The sequence below is a fragment of the Falsihalocynthiibacter arcticus genome (genome assembly GCF_000812665.2).
Taxonomy (GTDB): Bacteria; Pseudomonadota; Alphaproteobacteria; order Rhodobacterales; family Rhodobacteraceae; genus Falsihalocynthiibacter; species Falsihalocynthiibacter arcticus.
In genome coordinates, this window is the sequence record NZ_CP014327.1 from 1173682 (window position 1) to 1188007 (window position 14326).

The window sequence follows — 14326 nt, forward strand, 5'->3', positions numbered from 1 at the left end:
GCTTTTCGCTCCGCGATCTTTGCGCCACAAGGTAGGCTCCCTTACAGCAAAGTTATGGTATGACTTACCCCTCTTTTTTACTGGCCAACGCCCGTTGGCTTTCCGCCGGATTTTTGATCGCATTTGTCTCAAGTTTCGGGCAAACTTATTTCATCGCAATTTTCGCGGGTTCAATACGCGCTGAATTTGATCTTTCTCATGGGGCTTGGGGTGGGATCTATCTTATTGGAACGTCTGCTTCTGCCATCCTGATGGTTTGGGCGGGTGGTTTGGTAGACCGTTGGCGTATCCGTACTTTATGCGCGGGTATATTTGCACTGCTGGCGCTCGCATGCCTCGCGATGGCCACGGTTCCAAATGCGACAGCCCTCATCTTCGTGATCTTTGCTCTTCGTTTCACAGGTCAGGGCATGTTGGCGCACGCTGCAATGGTTTCAATGGCGCGCTGGTTCGTCGCAACGCGTGGGCGGGCCTTGGCGATTGCTTCGCTTGGCTTCAAAACGGGCGAGGCTGCGCTCCCGATTGTTTTCGTGCTCCTTATGACGTGGATGTCGTGGCGCGGATTGTGGGTTTTGGCTGCAGGCTTGACCTTTATCATTCTTCCAATTGTCCTTGCCCTCCTCAGTAACGAACGAACTCCACAATCCCTCGCCAAAATGGAACATTCCAAGGGGATGAATGGTATGGATTGGACGCGCAACCAAACGTTGAAACACTGGCTTTTTTGGCTGATGATCTTGGCGATTGCTGGGCCGCCCTGCTTCATAACCACCTTCTTTTTCCAGCAGGTGCACATTAGCGAAGTTAAAGGGTTTTCTCATATTAGTTTTGTGGCACTTTTCCCCATTTTCACGGTCGTAAGCTCCCTTTCGATGATCGCCGCGGGTTGGGCGATTGACCGGTTTTCAACGCCCCGCATCTTGGCCGTGTACCTCGTCCCGATGATCGTCGGATTTATCCTCGGTGCGCAAAGCGGCACCTTGTTTGAAATGGCGTTCGCTATGTCCTTTTTAGGGCTATCCCAAGGGGCGGCGTCCGTGCTTTTGCCCGCGTTTTGGGCCGAGTTTTATGGCACGCGCAACCTTGGATCAATCAAAGCAATGGCGGCGGCCGTTATGGTTGCTGCATCGGCGATTGGGCCCGGATTGTCGGGGGTATTGATTGATCAAGGGATTGATTTTTCACAACAAATGATTGGAATTGCGATCTATTTTGTCGTCGCAATTGTAGGGGTATGGATCGGAATGTTCCGTGCCACACCTTTGTTATCTGTGGCGGCGTAGGTACACATAATAAGCACCACCGCCGCCATGTTTGAGATGGGCTTCGCTGACTTGGAGCACGGCAGAGCGAAGGGGCGGCATCATCAACCACTGTGGTACTTGATGCTTTAGAACCCCATAGGGAACCGGAATTGGGCCGGGCTCGTCACGGTACTTGCCCTTGCCCGTCACAACCAAAACCAGACGTCTTCCATCGGCATATGCATCCAGAATAAACCGATTTAGGGCGGGGTGGGCGTTGGCCATGGTCATCCCGTGTAAATCCAGTTTTCCTTCGGGCGAGAGCCTGCCTTTTTTCATTTTTCCAAAGGTTTTGTGATCCATTTGAACGGGCGCTTGCGAAATACGGTCCGCGAGGCTTGGGAGCAGGTCATGCCCCTTAACATGCGGAATTGCCGTTTCTCCGATATGGAATGCCCGCAGCCCTGATTTGTTTATTTTCAGCGGCTTTCGCGTGGGTTGCACGGTTTTGTCGCTCAACGATTGTGGTTGGCGGATGGGGTGAAGCGGATTGGTTTGAATGGCAACCGTTTGCCACAGTTCTTCTTCATCCGGCCTTAAGCCGCGAGGTTTTTTCATTCTTGGGCTCCCTCCGGAGCCATGGCAAATGCCAGTTGAATAGGCATCAGAACAACCATCCTGCCGCCATCTTTGGTTTGCCCTGCAATTTTCCCCGCAACGTCCCCCGTGCCAAAGAAAATATCTGCGCGTTGAGCACCTTTAATCGCTCCACCTTTATCTTGAGCGACCATTAGCCGCTGAAGGCTTGGACTGCCTGATTTTTCAATCCAAACTGGTGCACCTAGAGTAGTGTACAAAGGATCAACAGCCAAAGATCGCATAGATGTAAGCGGACGGCTCATCGCGCCGTGCGGCCCCTTGTGCGACGGTAGGGACAGTTTGCGAAAAAAGACATACGAGGGGTTCGACCAAAGAATCTGCTGCCCAAAACCTGGGTTTCGGCCAAACCAATCGCGAATCCGCGCAGCCGAAGCTTGGCTACGGGGTATAATCCCCTGATCAATCATTGTCTGAGCGATGGAGCGATTAGGGTGCCCGTTTTCGCCGCCATAGCCCAAGCGGATACTGCTTCCGTCGGTCAGGTTCACACGGCCAGACCCTTGAATTTGCAAGTAATAAACATCGACCGGATTGTCGACCCACGCAATCTCAAGGCCGCGCAGCGCGCCAGTTTCATCTATCTGTTGGCGTGTGTAATTTATGTAGGGCTCTTGCGGTTTTCGGTACAACGGATAGCGATAAATACTGTCTGGAAACCGCGCGCCGTTTAATTCGGGCTCAAAATACCCCGTAAACAGGGTTGGAGTCCCGTTTTCAATTATTACGGGCCGAAAGAACAACTCAAAGAAAGCTTTTGCATCCGGATTGGATTGGGCAAACGCGCAAAGGCTGGCCCATTCCTGATCCTCCATCCGCGAACAGGTCCCTTGATACGCTTCAAGGGCAGCTTGGTGATTGTCCGTATGCCAGCCGGAAAGCGAATCAAACGACAGAACGCGCGCGGTCGCCTCGGCTGAAGCCTCAGAAACAACAAAGGGTGCCAAAAGCACCCCAAGTCCTATTTTTAGTCGCGATATCACGCGTTATCCGCCCGTTTGTACAAGCTGCCAGTTGGGATCAGCGGCACCTAAGGTCCGAGCAAACGTCCAGACATCTTTCTGACGTTTCACTGTGGTCGCATCGCCCTCAACAATTTCACCCGAATTATCGCGTACAATGGAGGTCAGTTCGCCAGTGAATTTAATCGTGACTTCACCAACTTTGCTTTTCGGATCAAATTCAGCGCCAACAAGCGCCAATTCACGCACACCGATGAACTGCGCTTCGATGGTCAAACCACGATCTTCGCGATCCGCGATAACATCGACAAAACTCTGATGAACGTCTTCAGAAAGATAAGGTGCAATATCGTCCAAATCCCCATGCTCAAAACCCATTAGAATCATTTCATACGCACCGCGTGCGCCGCCTAGAAACTCTGTAATCGAAAGATTTGGTTCAATCTTTTTCATTTGAGTGATCGCGGCGATTGTGTCGGCGTCGTCCGTGTGATCGACGATGTCGCGATCTGGCCCACCTTCAATCACCGAAAAAGTTGGCCCTTTGACAGCTTTCGGCGCAAGGGTGTCCTCGCGAGGGGGTTCAAACCCGTCGCGTGTCCCAAGCACATCTTTCAGCTTGAGAATTAAAAATATCGCGATTCCAGCCAATACCAGAAGTTGCAGTCCGCCACCGTTCATCGAAACCTCGTCCAAAATGGAAATAGTTGGAAACTTTCCTTGTGAGAACATATGTAAGGTACCGAAGCACTAGAAACAACTGGTGCAAGCAAAGTCTTAGGGGGTCTTATGTGGCTTTTAATCGCTTTTATCGCAATTCCGATAATTGAAATCACACTTTTTCTCGAAGTTGGCGGAATTATCGGGACATGGCCAACAGTTGGCATCGTAATTCTGACCGCTGTTGTAGGATCGTATTTGATGCGGGTGCAGGGTGCGATGGCGCTTTCGTCGCTTCAGGCGTCCTTTCAGGAGATGCGCGACCCCACGGTTCCGATTGCAAACGGCGCGATGATCTTGCTGGCCGGGGCGCTCCTCGTGACGCCTGGATTTTTCACGGACAGTATCGGGATTTTGCTCCTGTTGCCGCCGTTTCGGGCTTTAGTGATCAAATTCGTCGGGTCCCGGATGAACGTTCAGAGCTTTAGCACGTCAGGCTTCTCAAACAATCCGCGCTACAAGTCCGACGAAGAGGGAGTTATTGACGGCGATTATGCGCGCGTTGAACCAGATGCGCCCCATATTGACCCGCCTTCAAACGGGACCAAGGATTGAGCGTCGCCCACCAACCTGATACATGAAATTAGAATTTACGATTTTTAGGAGAACTAAGGAATGACCGAAGAAACAACCGGTGCACCAGAAGCGCCAGCGGCGGCGGCACCGACTGCACCCGCGATGCAAGTTTTAGCCCAATTCATCCGCGATCTTTCGTTTGAAAACATCGTGGCGCAGAAAGGTATTACCAGCGCTTCGCAGCCTGATGTGCAGGTTCAAGTGAACCTAGATGCGAAAAAACGGACTGTGGATAAGCAATTCGAAGTTTCCATGAAGCTGAAAATCACCAGCAATGTTAAAGAATCTGGCGAGCCAATGTTCCTTATGGAGCTTGATTACGGCGGAATTTTCCACATCGACAATGTGCCTGAAGATCAACTGCACCCGTTCTTGTTGATTGAATGCCCACGGATGTTGTTCCCCTATGTGCGCCGCATTGTTGGCGACGTTACACGGGATGGTGGCTTCCCACCGCTGAACCTTGAAACGATTGATTTTCTTGCTCTTTACCGTGCCGAGCTTACTCGTCGCGCACAAGCTGAAGCAGCGGCGAGCCCCGCTCCAGTTTCCTAAATCAGAGCTTTTTCCAAAGCGCGCCGTCGCCTATTTTGTTGATAAATTCAACATGGGCGGCGGCTTCTTCCTCGGTAAGGCGGCTTGGCAAAGCTGTTTCACGCCGCTTAGGACGCCAAGAATCTCCATTCGACCCGTCATTCTGCGATTGCTCGCTGGTTTTTAGGGCGAAATCTGGCTGACGACCGCCAATAAGCTCCAAATACACTTCCGCGAGGATTTCAGAGTCAAGAAGTGCGCCGTGAAGGGTACGCGACGAATTATCGATGCCAAATCGACGGCAAAGTGCATCTAGGGAAGCGGGCGATCCGGGAAACCGTTTGCGCGCAATCGCCAGAGTATCCAGCGCTTGTGACATCGGTAAGAGAGGGCGGTTAACCCAGCCCAATTCGGCGTTCAAGAACTTCATATCAAAGGCCGCGTTGTGAATGACCATGCGATCATTGCCGACGAAATCCACGAAATCCTGCGCGATATCAGCAAAAACTGGCTTATCTGAGAGGAATTCAATCGAAAGGCCATGAATTTCAAACGCGCCCTGCGGCATGTCGCGTTTTGGGTTAATATACTGGTGATATGTTCGGCCTGTGGGCAATTGGTTCATCAGTTCGACAATGCCAATTTCAACAAGGCGGTCGCCCTCTTCGGGCTTAAATCCTGTGGTTTCTGTGTCGAGCACGAGTTCACGCATGGAACGTCCCTTTTTTTATCCGCTCTACAATATCAGCAACGATTTGTCTTGTCTCGTCGATGTTCAGGGTTGGGATGACGATATCTGCACGCGCACGTTTTTGCGCATCGGGCATTTGTTTGGAGAGGATTATGTTGAATGTATCTTCGCTCATCGTACCACGAGCCAAAACCCGTTTGCGCTGAATTTCTGACGGGACTGAGACCACAGCAACCGCGTCCATCTGCATTTGTGTACCGTTCTCAAACAAGAGAGGGATATCCAGAACGATGATGTCGGCGGTATTTTTTTCAATGAAGGCTTGCCTATCTGAAGCCACAAGCGGATGCACAATCGCTTCGATGCGGGACAGGGCCTTAGGGTCTGTGGCAATCCACTCCTTCAAGAGGTCCCGGCTTACGGCACCGTTTACAACCGCCTTAGAATGGATTTCGGACAAGGGTACAGCGGCCAATCCGCCCTTTTGATACAAGCGCGCAACTGCCGCATCTGCATCCCAAACGGCACACCCCAAGTCAGCAAACATTTGGGCGGTTGTCGATTTACCCATGCCTATTGAGCCGGTTAGACCAAGTATGAAAGGATTTTTCACGCTTCTAGAACTGCGCGGCGCAATTCATCGTCAACTTCGGGGCGCACGCCAAACCACCGCTCAAACGCAGGGGCGGCTTGATGCAGGAGCATTCCCAAGCCATCTACCGTGTGGCATCCCATTAAATCGGCATCATCAAGGAATTTGGTGCGCAGCGGGGTATAAACAAGGTCGGTTACGACCGTACCTTTGCGCAACCCGTCGAGAGGAATTCGAAACTCAGACCCACCCGTCATCCCTAACGACGTCGTGTTTACGACGGTAGCGGCATCTTCGAGCATGTTGCCCGCCTGAACCCAATCAACCACGGTCACCTTTTGCCCAAACTCACTTCGCAACGCTTCTGATCGGTTTTTGGTGCGATTGGCGAGGAGAATTTCCGGAACGCCAACCTCAAGCAAGCTGGCAATCACCGCGCGCGCCGCACCACCAGCCCCGATAACGGCTGCGGGGCCGAGTTTTGGTTGCCACGTGGGTGCGCCCTGTTTCAGGTTTTCGATAAAGCCGTACCCGTCGGTGTTATCGGCATGCACTTTGCCATCTTTGCGAAAGATGAGTGTGTTGGCCGCCCCGATGAGCGACGCGCGATCGGTAACAAGGTCGGCGAATTCCAGAACGGCTTCTTTATGGGGGATCGTCACATTAATCCCAACGAACCCAAGCTTGGGCAAGGTTTGGATCGCTTCCCCAAGGTCTGCCCGTTCAATGTGCATCGGGATGTACTGCCCTGCGATCCCATATTTTTTCAGCCAATAGCCGTGAAGGGCAGGGGAGCGGCTGTGAGCAATAGGGGCGCCAATGACGCCGGCGAGGGGAATTCTGGTCTCGCTCATGAAGGAAGGTCTCCGCGTAGGGTTAGAAAGGACAGGACTTCGAGTAGGGGCAGGCCGAGAACGGTGAAGTAGTCGCCCTCAATACGGGTAAACAGGCGCACGCCTTCTTTTTCAAGCTGATATCCGCCGACACAGTGGCGAATTTCTTCCCAGTTCCGCTCTACATAGGACTCTATATAGGTGTCGGATAAAGTGCGCATTTGCAGGCGGACAATGCCCACATGCCGCCACAAGGGTTTCCCGTCGAGATAGATGACAGCCGCCGAGAGAAGTTGATGTTTCTGACCTGACATGGCTCGCAATTGTGCCACAGCTTCGTCCTTGGTCGTGGGCTTGTTGAATATGGCTCCCTTGAAGTCGAGAACTTGATCGCATCCAAGCGTCAGCGCATCTGGATTTTTCTGACTGACCTTGCGGGCCTTATACTCGGCGAGAGCATCGGCAATATCCCTTGGTGCTGCTTTTTCGGCAACAAGAGCGGCTTTTATCGCCTCTTCGTCCACACGCGGCTTTTGCGCGGTAAATTCAACACAGGCGTTCGTGAGCATCTCAGCACGGATTTGAGAGCCTGAGGCCAAAATGAGTGGAGAGGGCATGTGGACGATCCTGTGGGCGAATCCCCCGTTTAATCAGGGGTTGAATTGTTGATAACTGGGACTCTTCTCGAAAACAGGCAATCTCACTGAGTTTGTCAAGGTTCACAAAGCATTTATGCACGGTGGATGAGGATAACTTGTCGCGGTGTACAACTGAAAAATGCAAGAGATGTCTACATTCTATACTCAAGCTATCCACATTTTAACTTCTCAAATGCTACTAATTATATGGCGCAATGAGACTTACCCACAGGCATTAACGCTTAAACTATCAATGAATGTAAACTTGTATGAAACTGGGGAGAAATCAATAATCCACAGAAAGAGCGACCCCTACTTAATCATCATCCTTCTATAAATACTTTATTATTATTATAGGGAGGATATGAAACCTCGAGGTGCCCATGTTTGATATTCTCCAGTCGATTTACCCTTGGGTGAAATCCCTGCATGTAATTTCGGTTATCGCTTGGATGGCTGGAATGTTCTATTTACCACGATTATATGTTTATCATGTCGAAAGCGTTAAGAAGGGCAGTGAAACAGATGCGCTTTTTCAACTTATGGAGCGACGCCTTCTCAAGGTCATCATAAACCCAGCAATGATCGCCACGTGGGTGTTTGGAATATTACTCGCGCTTACCCCAGGTGTTGTTGATTGGAGCGCTGTATGGCCCTATGCGAAGTTTGCGAGTGTCTTGGGCTTGAGTGGCGTACATGGGATGCTGTCAAAGTATCGCCGCGCCTTTGAAGCTGGCGAAAACGTAAAGTCCGGTCGGTATTTTCGGATGCTGAATGAAGTTCCGACGGTTCTAATGGTTATTATCGTCGTATCAATTATTGCGCGCCCATTCTAAAATATTGACTTAAGCAAAGATGCGTCCTATTTAGCGCCTAGGCGGCCGTCCGGTCGTTTGCTTTCTGTATCCATAACCTAAATGCCCGCGTGCCAAATCTTTGGCCGGACAAGGACGTACCCCCCATGACTGAGAACACCCTTAATCTTTCTGAACTTAAGGCGCTTAAGCCCAAAGACCTGTTGTCTATGGCGGAAGAGCTTGAGATCGAAAACGCCTCTACTATGCGCAAGGGCGAGATTATGTTCCACATTCTGCGCGAACGTGCGGATGATGATTGGGAAGTGTCGGGCGACGGCGTTCTTGAGGTTTTGCAGGACGGATTCGGATTTTTGCGCAGCCCAGAGGCAAACTATTTGCCCGGCCCTGATGATATTTACCTTTCACCCGAGATGATCCGCTCGTTTTCCATGCGCACCGGCGACACGGTAAATGGTGTTGTGAAGGCTCCCGGCGACACAGAGCGTTATTTTGCGATGACAAAAGTGACGTCAATCAATTTCCAAGAGCCTGAACGCAATCGTCACAAAATCAACTTTGATAACCTGACGCCGCTCTATCCTGATGAGCGGTTGATCATGGAAACCGACGATCCAACCACAAAAGACCGCTCTGCGCGGATCATTGATTTGGTTGCGCCGATTGGTAAAGGTCAACGTTCGTTGATTGTTGCGCCGCCACGGACCGGTAAAACGGTTTTGTTGCAGAATATTGCGTCTAGCATCGAGAAAAACCATCCTGAGTGTTATTTGATCGTTTTGCTGATCGATGAGCGCCCAGAAGAGGTGACTGATATGCAGCGTAGCGTGAAAGGCGAGGTTGTTTCCTCAACTTTTGATGAGCCTGCAACCCGCCACGTCGCCGTTTCCGAAATGGTTATCGAAAAAGCCAAACGCCTTGTAGAGCATAAACGCGATGTTGTGATCCTGCTGGATTCCATCACCCGCCTTGGTCGCGCCTTTAACACGGTTGTGCCGTCCTCTGGTAAAGTTCTGACCGGTGGTGTCGACGCGAACGCCTTGCAGCGCCCTAAGCGCTTCTTTGGGGCCGCACGTAACATCGAGGAGGGTGGAAGCCTGACCATTATCGCGACTGCTTTGATCGACACGGGTTCGCGTATGGACGAAGTCATCTTTGAAGAATTCAAAGGCACGGGTAACAGCGAGATCGTTCTCGATCGCAAAGTGGCCGATAAACGCGTCTTCCCAGCAATGGATATTCTGAAGTCCGGTACTCGCAAAGAGGAACTTCTGGTGAATAAAATCGATCTCCAGAAAACCTTTGTTCTGCGTCGTATTCTGAATCCAATGGGCACAACCGATGCCATTGAATTCCTGATTTCCAAGTTGAAACAGACCAAAACAAACTCCGATTTCTTTGATTCGATGAATACCTGAGCCTTTTTGGTTTTCATCACTTATTGTTTTAAAACAATGGGTTGTATATATGGACACGATCTACGCACTTGCGTCGGCGTCAGGTAAAGCTGGCGTCGCAATCGTTCGGATTTCCGGACCTGATGCGCATTCGGCGCTTACCTATTTTGGTGCGCGTATTCCAAAAATGCGGGAAGGCGTAGTTCGGAAACTCGTCGATTCCCAGAAGGTGCTTTTGGACGAATCCTTGGTTTTGTGTTTCGCGGCGGGAAAAAGTTTTACGGGCGAGGATACTACCGAATTACATTTGCACGGCTCGCAAGCGATTATTCGCGCGGTTTTGAAATCCCTTTCTGACTTTGAGGGTTTTCGCCTCGCAGAACCTGGAGAATTTACCCGTCGTGCCTTGGAAAATGGCTGTTTGGATTTAGCCCAAGTCGAGGGTTTGGCAGATCTGATCGATGCAGAAACCGAGATGCAACGTAGGCAAGCGTTGAAAGTTCTATCGGGTGCGCTGGGCGCAAAAGCGGAGGAGTGGCGTCGGAAACTTATCCGTTCGGCAGCTCTACTCGAAGCGACTATTGATTTTGCCGATGAAGATGTTCCGATTGATGTAACGCCAGAAGTGCTTGAACTAATTAATGGCGTGCAGGAAGAGTTAAAGGCCGAATCCGCAGGAAGCCATATTTCTGAGCGTATTCGTGAGGGGTTTGAAGTGGCTATCGTCGGCCCACCCAATGCTGGAAAATCTACATTGCTGAACGCACTGGCGGGCAGGGATGCTGCGATCACTTCAGAATTTGCAGGCACAACGCGGGACGTTATCGAAGTTCGGATGGACCTTGAGGGGTTGGCGGTTACGATTTTGGATACAGCGGGTTTGCGGGAGACAGAGGACTTTGTCGAAGGTATTGGCATTGAACGGGCCATCGAGCGTGCCAATAGTGCCGACCTGCGCGTTCTTTTATCTGTAGACAAATCTGGCTATCCAGGATTAATTCAGCACCCCGATGATATTCTTATTTCTGGCAAGGCTGACCTTTCTGGGAATGGGGGTGTTTCAGGAAAAACGGGGCAGGGTGTTTCTAGTCTCGTTCACCAGATATCGCGTATTCTATCTGAACGTGCACAAGGTGCAGTAACCGCGACCCATGAACGGCATAGGATTGCGATTGAGCATGGAATTGGGGCTTTAGAATCGGCACGAGCTGAGGTATTGCAAGGGTCTGAACGGGCCGAATTTGCAGCTGAAGAACTTCGGTCTGTGGTGAGACGGCTTGATGCGATTGTTGGCCGTGTTGATGTTGAACATCTGCTGGATGAGATATTTAGCAGTTTTTGTCTTGGTAAATAGGGAGTGTTTCACGTGAAACATTCGGATTTTGATGTAATTGTTGTTGGTGGTGGACATGCGGGCACAGACGCTGCGCATGCATCAGCACGTATGGGCGCCCGAACTGCGCTGGTAACGCTTAATTTGAGCGGGATCGGCGTTATGTCATGTAACCCAGCGATCGGTGGTTTGGGAAAGGGGCATTTGGTTCGCGAAATCGATGCTCTCGACGGACTCATGGGGCGCGTTGCCGATAAGGCAGGGATCCAGTTTCGATTGCTCAATCGCGGTAAGGGCCCTGCTGTACAAGGCCCGCGCGCGCAAGCAGACAGAAAAATTTATCGCAACGAGATGCTTAAAAAAATTCAGGCAACCCCGAATTTGACGGTGGTCATCGGAGAGGCAATTGATTTTGTAATGGATGGCCATAAAGTGGCTGGCATTGTGCTTCAGGATGGATCCGAACTCTCATCAAAGTCGGTCATTTTGACTACGGGTACTTTCCTCCGCGGGGTCATTCATATTGGCGACGTGCGTCGGCCAGGTGGACGTATGGGAGATAAACCCAGTGTTCAACTAGCAGAGCGAATTGACTCATTTGGGTTGCCGTTGGGACGCTTGAAAACAGGCACGCCCCCTCGGTTAGACGGGCGAACTATCAATTGGGATATTCTTGAAAAACAGCCGGGTGACGATGCGCCGGTTATGTTTTCGTTTCTCTCCAAAAGTGTGTCCGCGAAACAAATATCTTGCGGCATTACCCATACCAACGAAAAAACGCATGATATCATTCGCGAAAACCTGGGTCGTTCCGCGATGTATGGCGGCCATATTGATGGCGTAGGTCCACGATATTGCCCGTCAATCGAAGATAAAGTCGTTCGCTTTGCCGACAAAAAATCGCATCAGATTTTCTTGGAACCCGAAGGTGTTGACGATTTCACTGTGTATCCGAATGGAATCTCGACTTCATTACCCGAAGATGTGCAAGAGGCGTATGTTCGATCGATTGTTGGACTTGAAAAGGTTGCAATCCTTCAGCCTGGGTATGCGATTGAATATGATTACGTCGACCCATTGGCGTTAAAACATACATTGGAACTTAAGGATGTACCGGGACTTTTCCTTGCGGGGCAGATAAATGGTACTACTGGGTATGAAGAAGCAGCCGCACAGGGTCTTGTTGCGGGTTTGAATGCAGCAAGGCGAGCCTTTGACAACGAGGAAGTAATTTTCAGTAGGGCGGAGTCCTACATAGGCGTCATGATTGATGATCTTGTGACGCTTGGTGTTTCTGAGCCCTATCGAATGTTTACTTCGCGGGCGGAATTCAGGTTGTCTTTACGCGCTGACAACGCCGATCAGAGACTCACTCCTGTCGGTATTGAACTCGGATGTGTCGGAAATGCTCGTCGAAGTGTTTTTGAAGGTAAAATTGAACGTTTGAAAGCGGCAACTATCCGGTTGGAAAAAATGTCAGTTACATCGAGGGCGATCGCCGAACTTGGAGTTAATATTAATAAGGACGGTGTCCGTAGGTCGGGATCAGAGATGCTTTCGATTGCGGGTGTCAATTTCGAGCATTTGGTTTCCCTCCAACCGGATCTGATCGATATTGACGATGAAATACAGATTCAAGTTGCCCGCGACGCGTTGTATTCGGTATATATTTCTCGGCAACAAAAGGATGTCGAGGCTGTAAAGCGGGATGAAAACCTTAGAATTCCAGAAAATATAGACTTCGCGTCATTAGCAGGTTTGTCCAATGAAATTAGGGCTAAACTAATTGAAATTCGACCTCAATCGATTGGCCACGCGAGTAGAATTCGAGGGATGACCCCCGCAGCATTGACGTTGGTCTTGGCGCGTGCAAGGCAGTTAGATCGGAAAAAGGCCTGATGGATCAAGATGGCCGGAAAAACTTTTCACAGCATTTCGATGTTTCACGTGAAACAATGGACCGATTGGATGATTTCGTAGCACTTGTTGAAAAGTGGAACCCGAAAATAAATCTGATTTCAAAAAAATCAGTGGATGAAATTTGGAGTCGGCACGTTCTAGATAGTGCGCAAGTGTTGGAATTTGGCAATAAATCCGGAAAATGGGTGGATATCGGTAGCGGTGGGGATTCCCCGGTATTGTTGCCGCCATTCTCGCATGTGACGTGCTGCCGGAATTGAAATTCGTTTTGGTGGAAAGCGATCAGAGAAAAGCAGCCTTCCTAAGGGCCGCAGCGCGAACGGCTGATATTAGCCTCGAAATTATTGCCCAGAGGGTGGAAAATATTCCTTCTCTTGAAGCACAGACACTTTCAGCTCGCGCATTAGCTCCATTGGATAAACTTTTGGAATTTGCTAATCTGCATCTGGCCCCGAATGGGATCGCGCTTTTTCCCAAAGGGGCTTCCTACAAGTCAGAAGTTGAAGATGCCCGTAAAAGATGGAATTTTGAACTGGAAGATATTTCAAGTAAGACAGATAGTGACGCAATGATATTAAGAGTTGGAGCCATCACGAATGTCTAACGCTTTGAGTCACAGTCAGCCCAAAATAATTGCGATAGCAAATCAAAAGGGCGGCGTTGGAAAAACCACAACATCCATTAATTTGGGAGCAGCACTGGCTAAAACTGGCTACAGGGTGCTTCTAGTTGATTTGGACCCTCAGGGAAATGCTTCGACAGGTCTAGGAATTGGAAGCGAAAAGCGAATTTCTACGACCTATGATCTCTTAGTACATGATGCGTCCCTTTCAGAAGTTATTCAGGCTACGGCCGTCGAAGATATGGATATAATCCCTGCCACTACAGACCTGAGTTCTGCGGATATCGAGCTTTTAGCTAATGAGAAGCGCAGTTTTTTGCTTCACGATGCGTTGCGGCAGCCGGCAATTTCCTCATACGACTACGATTATGTTCTTATTGATTGCCCACCGTCCCTGAATATACTAACCGTGAATGCAATGGTCGCCGCGCACTCGGTGCTCGTTCCCCTACAAAGCGAATTTTTTGCGTTGGAAGGGTTGTCTCAATTAATGATGACCGTACGCGAAGTTCGGGAAACCGCAAATTCCGGTCTTCGCATTGAGGGTATTGTACTGACAATGTACGATAAAAGAAATAATCTATCGCAAATGGTGGAAGCAGATGCGCGGGAAAACTTGGGCGATCTTGTGTTCAAAACGGTCATTCCACGAAATGTTCGGGTCAGCGAGGCACCATCTTACGCGATGCCAGTTGTAGATTACGATCCGAACTCCAAGGGGAGCTTGGCATATTTTGAAGTCGCGCGAGAGCTTGTTTCAAGGCATAACAGTTTAAAAACAAAGGTTTAACA

15 protein-coding genes and 1 pseudogene are annotated in these 14326 nt (G+C 50.1%); 9 read left to right on the plus strand and 7 right to left on the minus strand.

Going from position 1 to position 14326, the window contains the following annotated elements; all coding sequences use genetic code 11:
• Positions 1-59: 59 nt before the first annotated feature.
• Positions 60-1283, plus strand: a complete 1224-nt coding sequence (locus RC74_RS05805) for an MFS transporter (RefSeq protein ID WP_039002887.1) — start codon at positions 60-62, stop codon at positions 1281-1283.
• Here the strand turns inward: RC74_RS05805 and RC74_RS05810 are convergent.
• The 3 genes from RC74_RS05810 to RC74_RS05820 are packed head-to-tail and all read right to left on the minus strand — an operon-like array spanning position 1266 to position 3544.
• Positions 1266-1862: a Smr/MutS family protein gene (locus RC74_RS05810; RefSeq protein WP_039002886.1), complete on the minus strand. Its 597-nt coding sequence runs from the start codon at positions 1860-1862 to the stop codon at positions 1266-1268. The genes RC74_RS05805 and RC74_RS05810 overlap by 18 nt on opposite strands.
• On the minus strand, positions 1859-2884 hold the full coding sequence (gene mltA / locus RC74_RS05815) for a murein transglycosylase A (protein WP_039002885.1): 1026 nt from the start codon (positions 2882-2884) through the stop codon (positions 1859-1861). Before mltA ends, RC74_RS05810 begins: the two co-directional genes overlap by 4 nt.
• Before the next feature lie 3 nt (positions 2885-2887).
• Positions 2888-3544, minus strand: coding sequence for a Tim44/TimA family putative adaptor protein (locus RC74_RS05820; RefSeq protein ID WP_039002883.1), 657 nt, complete (start codon positions 3542-3544; stop codon positions 2888-2890).
• Between the two features lie 108 nt (positions 3545-3652).
• Between RC74_RS05820 and RC74_RS05825 the strand changes: the two genes are divergently transcribed.
• The gene (locus tag RC74_RS05825; RefSeq protein ID WP_039002882.1) at positions 3653-4138 is read left to right on the plus strand and encodes an FxsA family protein; all 486 of its coding nucleotides are present in this window, start codon (positions 3653-3655) and stop codon (positions 4136-4138) included.
• Between the two features lie 60 nt (positions 4139-4198).
• On the plus strand, positions 4199-4714 hold the full coding sequence (secB, locus tag RC74_RS05830) for a protein-export chaperone SecB (RefSeq protein ID WP_039002881.1): 516 nt from the start codon (positions 4199-4201) through the stop codon (positions 4712-4714).
• Between the two features lies 1 nt (position 4715).
• Here the strand turns inward: secB and dnaQ are convergent, their stop codons facing one another.
• Genes dnaQ through RC74_RS05850 form a run of 4 tightly spaced genes read right to left on the minus strand, consistent with a single transcriptional unit; the run spans position 4716 to position 7426 of the window.
• Positions 4716-5405, minus strand: a complete 690-nt coding sequence (gene dnaQ / locus RC74_RS05835) for a DNA polymerase III subunit epsilon (RefSeq protein ID WP_039002880.1) — start codon at positions 5403-5405, stop codon at positions 4716-4718.
• Positions 5398-5955: a dephospho-CoA kinase gene (gene coaE / locus RC74_RS05840; RefSeq protein WP_052274908.1), complete on the minus strand. Its 558-nt coding sequence runs from the start codon at positions 5953-5955 to the stop codon at positions 5398-5400. The genes dnaQ and coaE overlap by 8 nt, the downstream gene beginning before the upstream one ends.
• A gap of 38 nt (positions 5956-5993) precedes the next feature.
• Positions 5994-6830: a shikimate dehydrogenase gene (locus RC74_RS05845; protein WP_039002877.1), complete on the minus strand. Its 837-nt coding sequence runs from the start codon at positions 6828-6830 to the stop codon at positions 5994-5996.
• Positions 6827-7426 (minus strand): Maf family protein, encoded by a 600-nt coding sequence (locus tag RC74_RS05850; protein ID WP_039002876.1) that lies wholly within the window; start codon positions 7424-7426, stop codon positions 6827-6829. The genes RC74_RS05845 and RC74_RS05850 overlap by 4 nt, the downstream gene beginning before the upstream one ends.
• Positions 7427-7830: 404 nt before the next feature.
• Between RC74_RS05850 and hemJ the strand changes: the two genes are divergently transcribed.
• The 6 genes and pseudogenes from hemJ (at position 7831) to RC74_RS05880 (ending at position 14324) form a co-directional block, all read left to right on the plus strand.
• Entirely contained in the window at positions 7831-8283 is a 453-nt protein-coding gene (gene hemJ, locus RC74_RS05855; RefSeq protein ID WP_039002874.1) for a protoporphyrinogen oxidase HemJ, read from the plus strand.
• A gap of 125 nt (positions 8284-8408) precedes the next feature.
• The gene (gene rho / locus RC74_RS05860; protein ID WP_039002873.1) at positions 8409-9680 is read left to right on the plus strand and encodes a transcription termination factor Rho; all 1272 of its coding nucleotides are present in this window, start codon (positions 8409-8411) and stop codon (positions 9678-9680) included.
• A gap of 49 nt (positions 9681-9729) precedes the next feature.
• Positions 9730-11013: a tRNA uridine-5-carboxymethylaminomethyl(34) synthesis GTPase MnmE gene (mnmE, locus tag RC74_RS05865; protein ID WP_039002871.1), complete on the plus strand. Its 1284-nt coding sequence runs from the start codon at positions 9730-9732 to the stop codon at positions 11011-11013.
• Positions 11014-11025: 12 nt separating this feature from the next.
• The gene (mnmG, locus tag RC74_RS05870) at positions 11026-12891 is read left to right on the plus strand and encodes a tRNA uridine-5-carboxymethylaminomethyl(34) synthesis enzyme MnmG (protein ID WP_039002870.1); all 1866 of its coding nucleotides are present in this window, start codon (positions 11026-11028) and stop codon (positions 12889-12891) included.
• A pseudogene (gene rsmG / locus RC74_RS05875) lies at positions 12891-13516 on the plus strand (16S rRNA (guanine(527)-N(7))-methyltransferase RsmG). The gene mnmG and the pseudogene rsmG overlap by 1 nt, the downstream one beginning before the upstream one ends.
• The gene (locus tag RC74_RS05880) at positions 13509-14324 is read left to right on the plus strand and encodes a ParA family protein (RefSeq protein ID WP_039002868.1); all 816 of its coding nucleotides are present in this window, start codon (positions 13509-13511) and stop codon (positions 14322-14324) included. Before rsmG ends, RC74_RS05880 begins: the two are co-directional and overlap by 8 nt.
• Positions 14325-14326 lie beyond the last annotated feature (2 nt).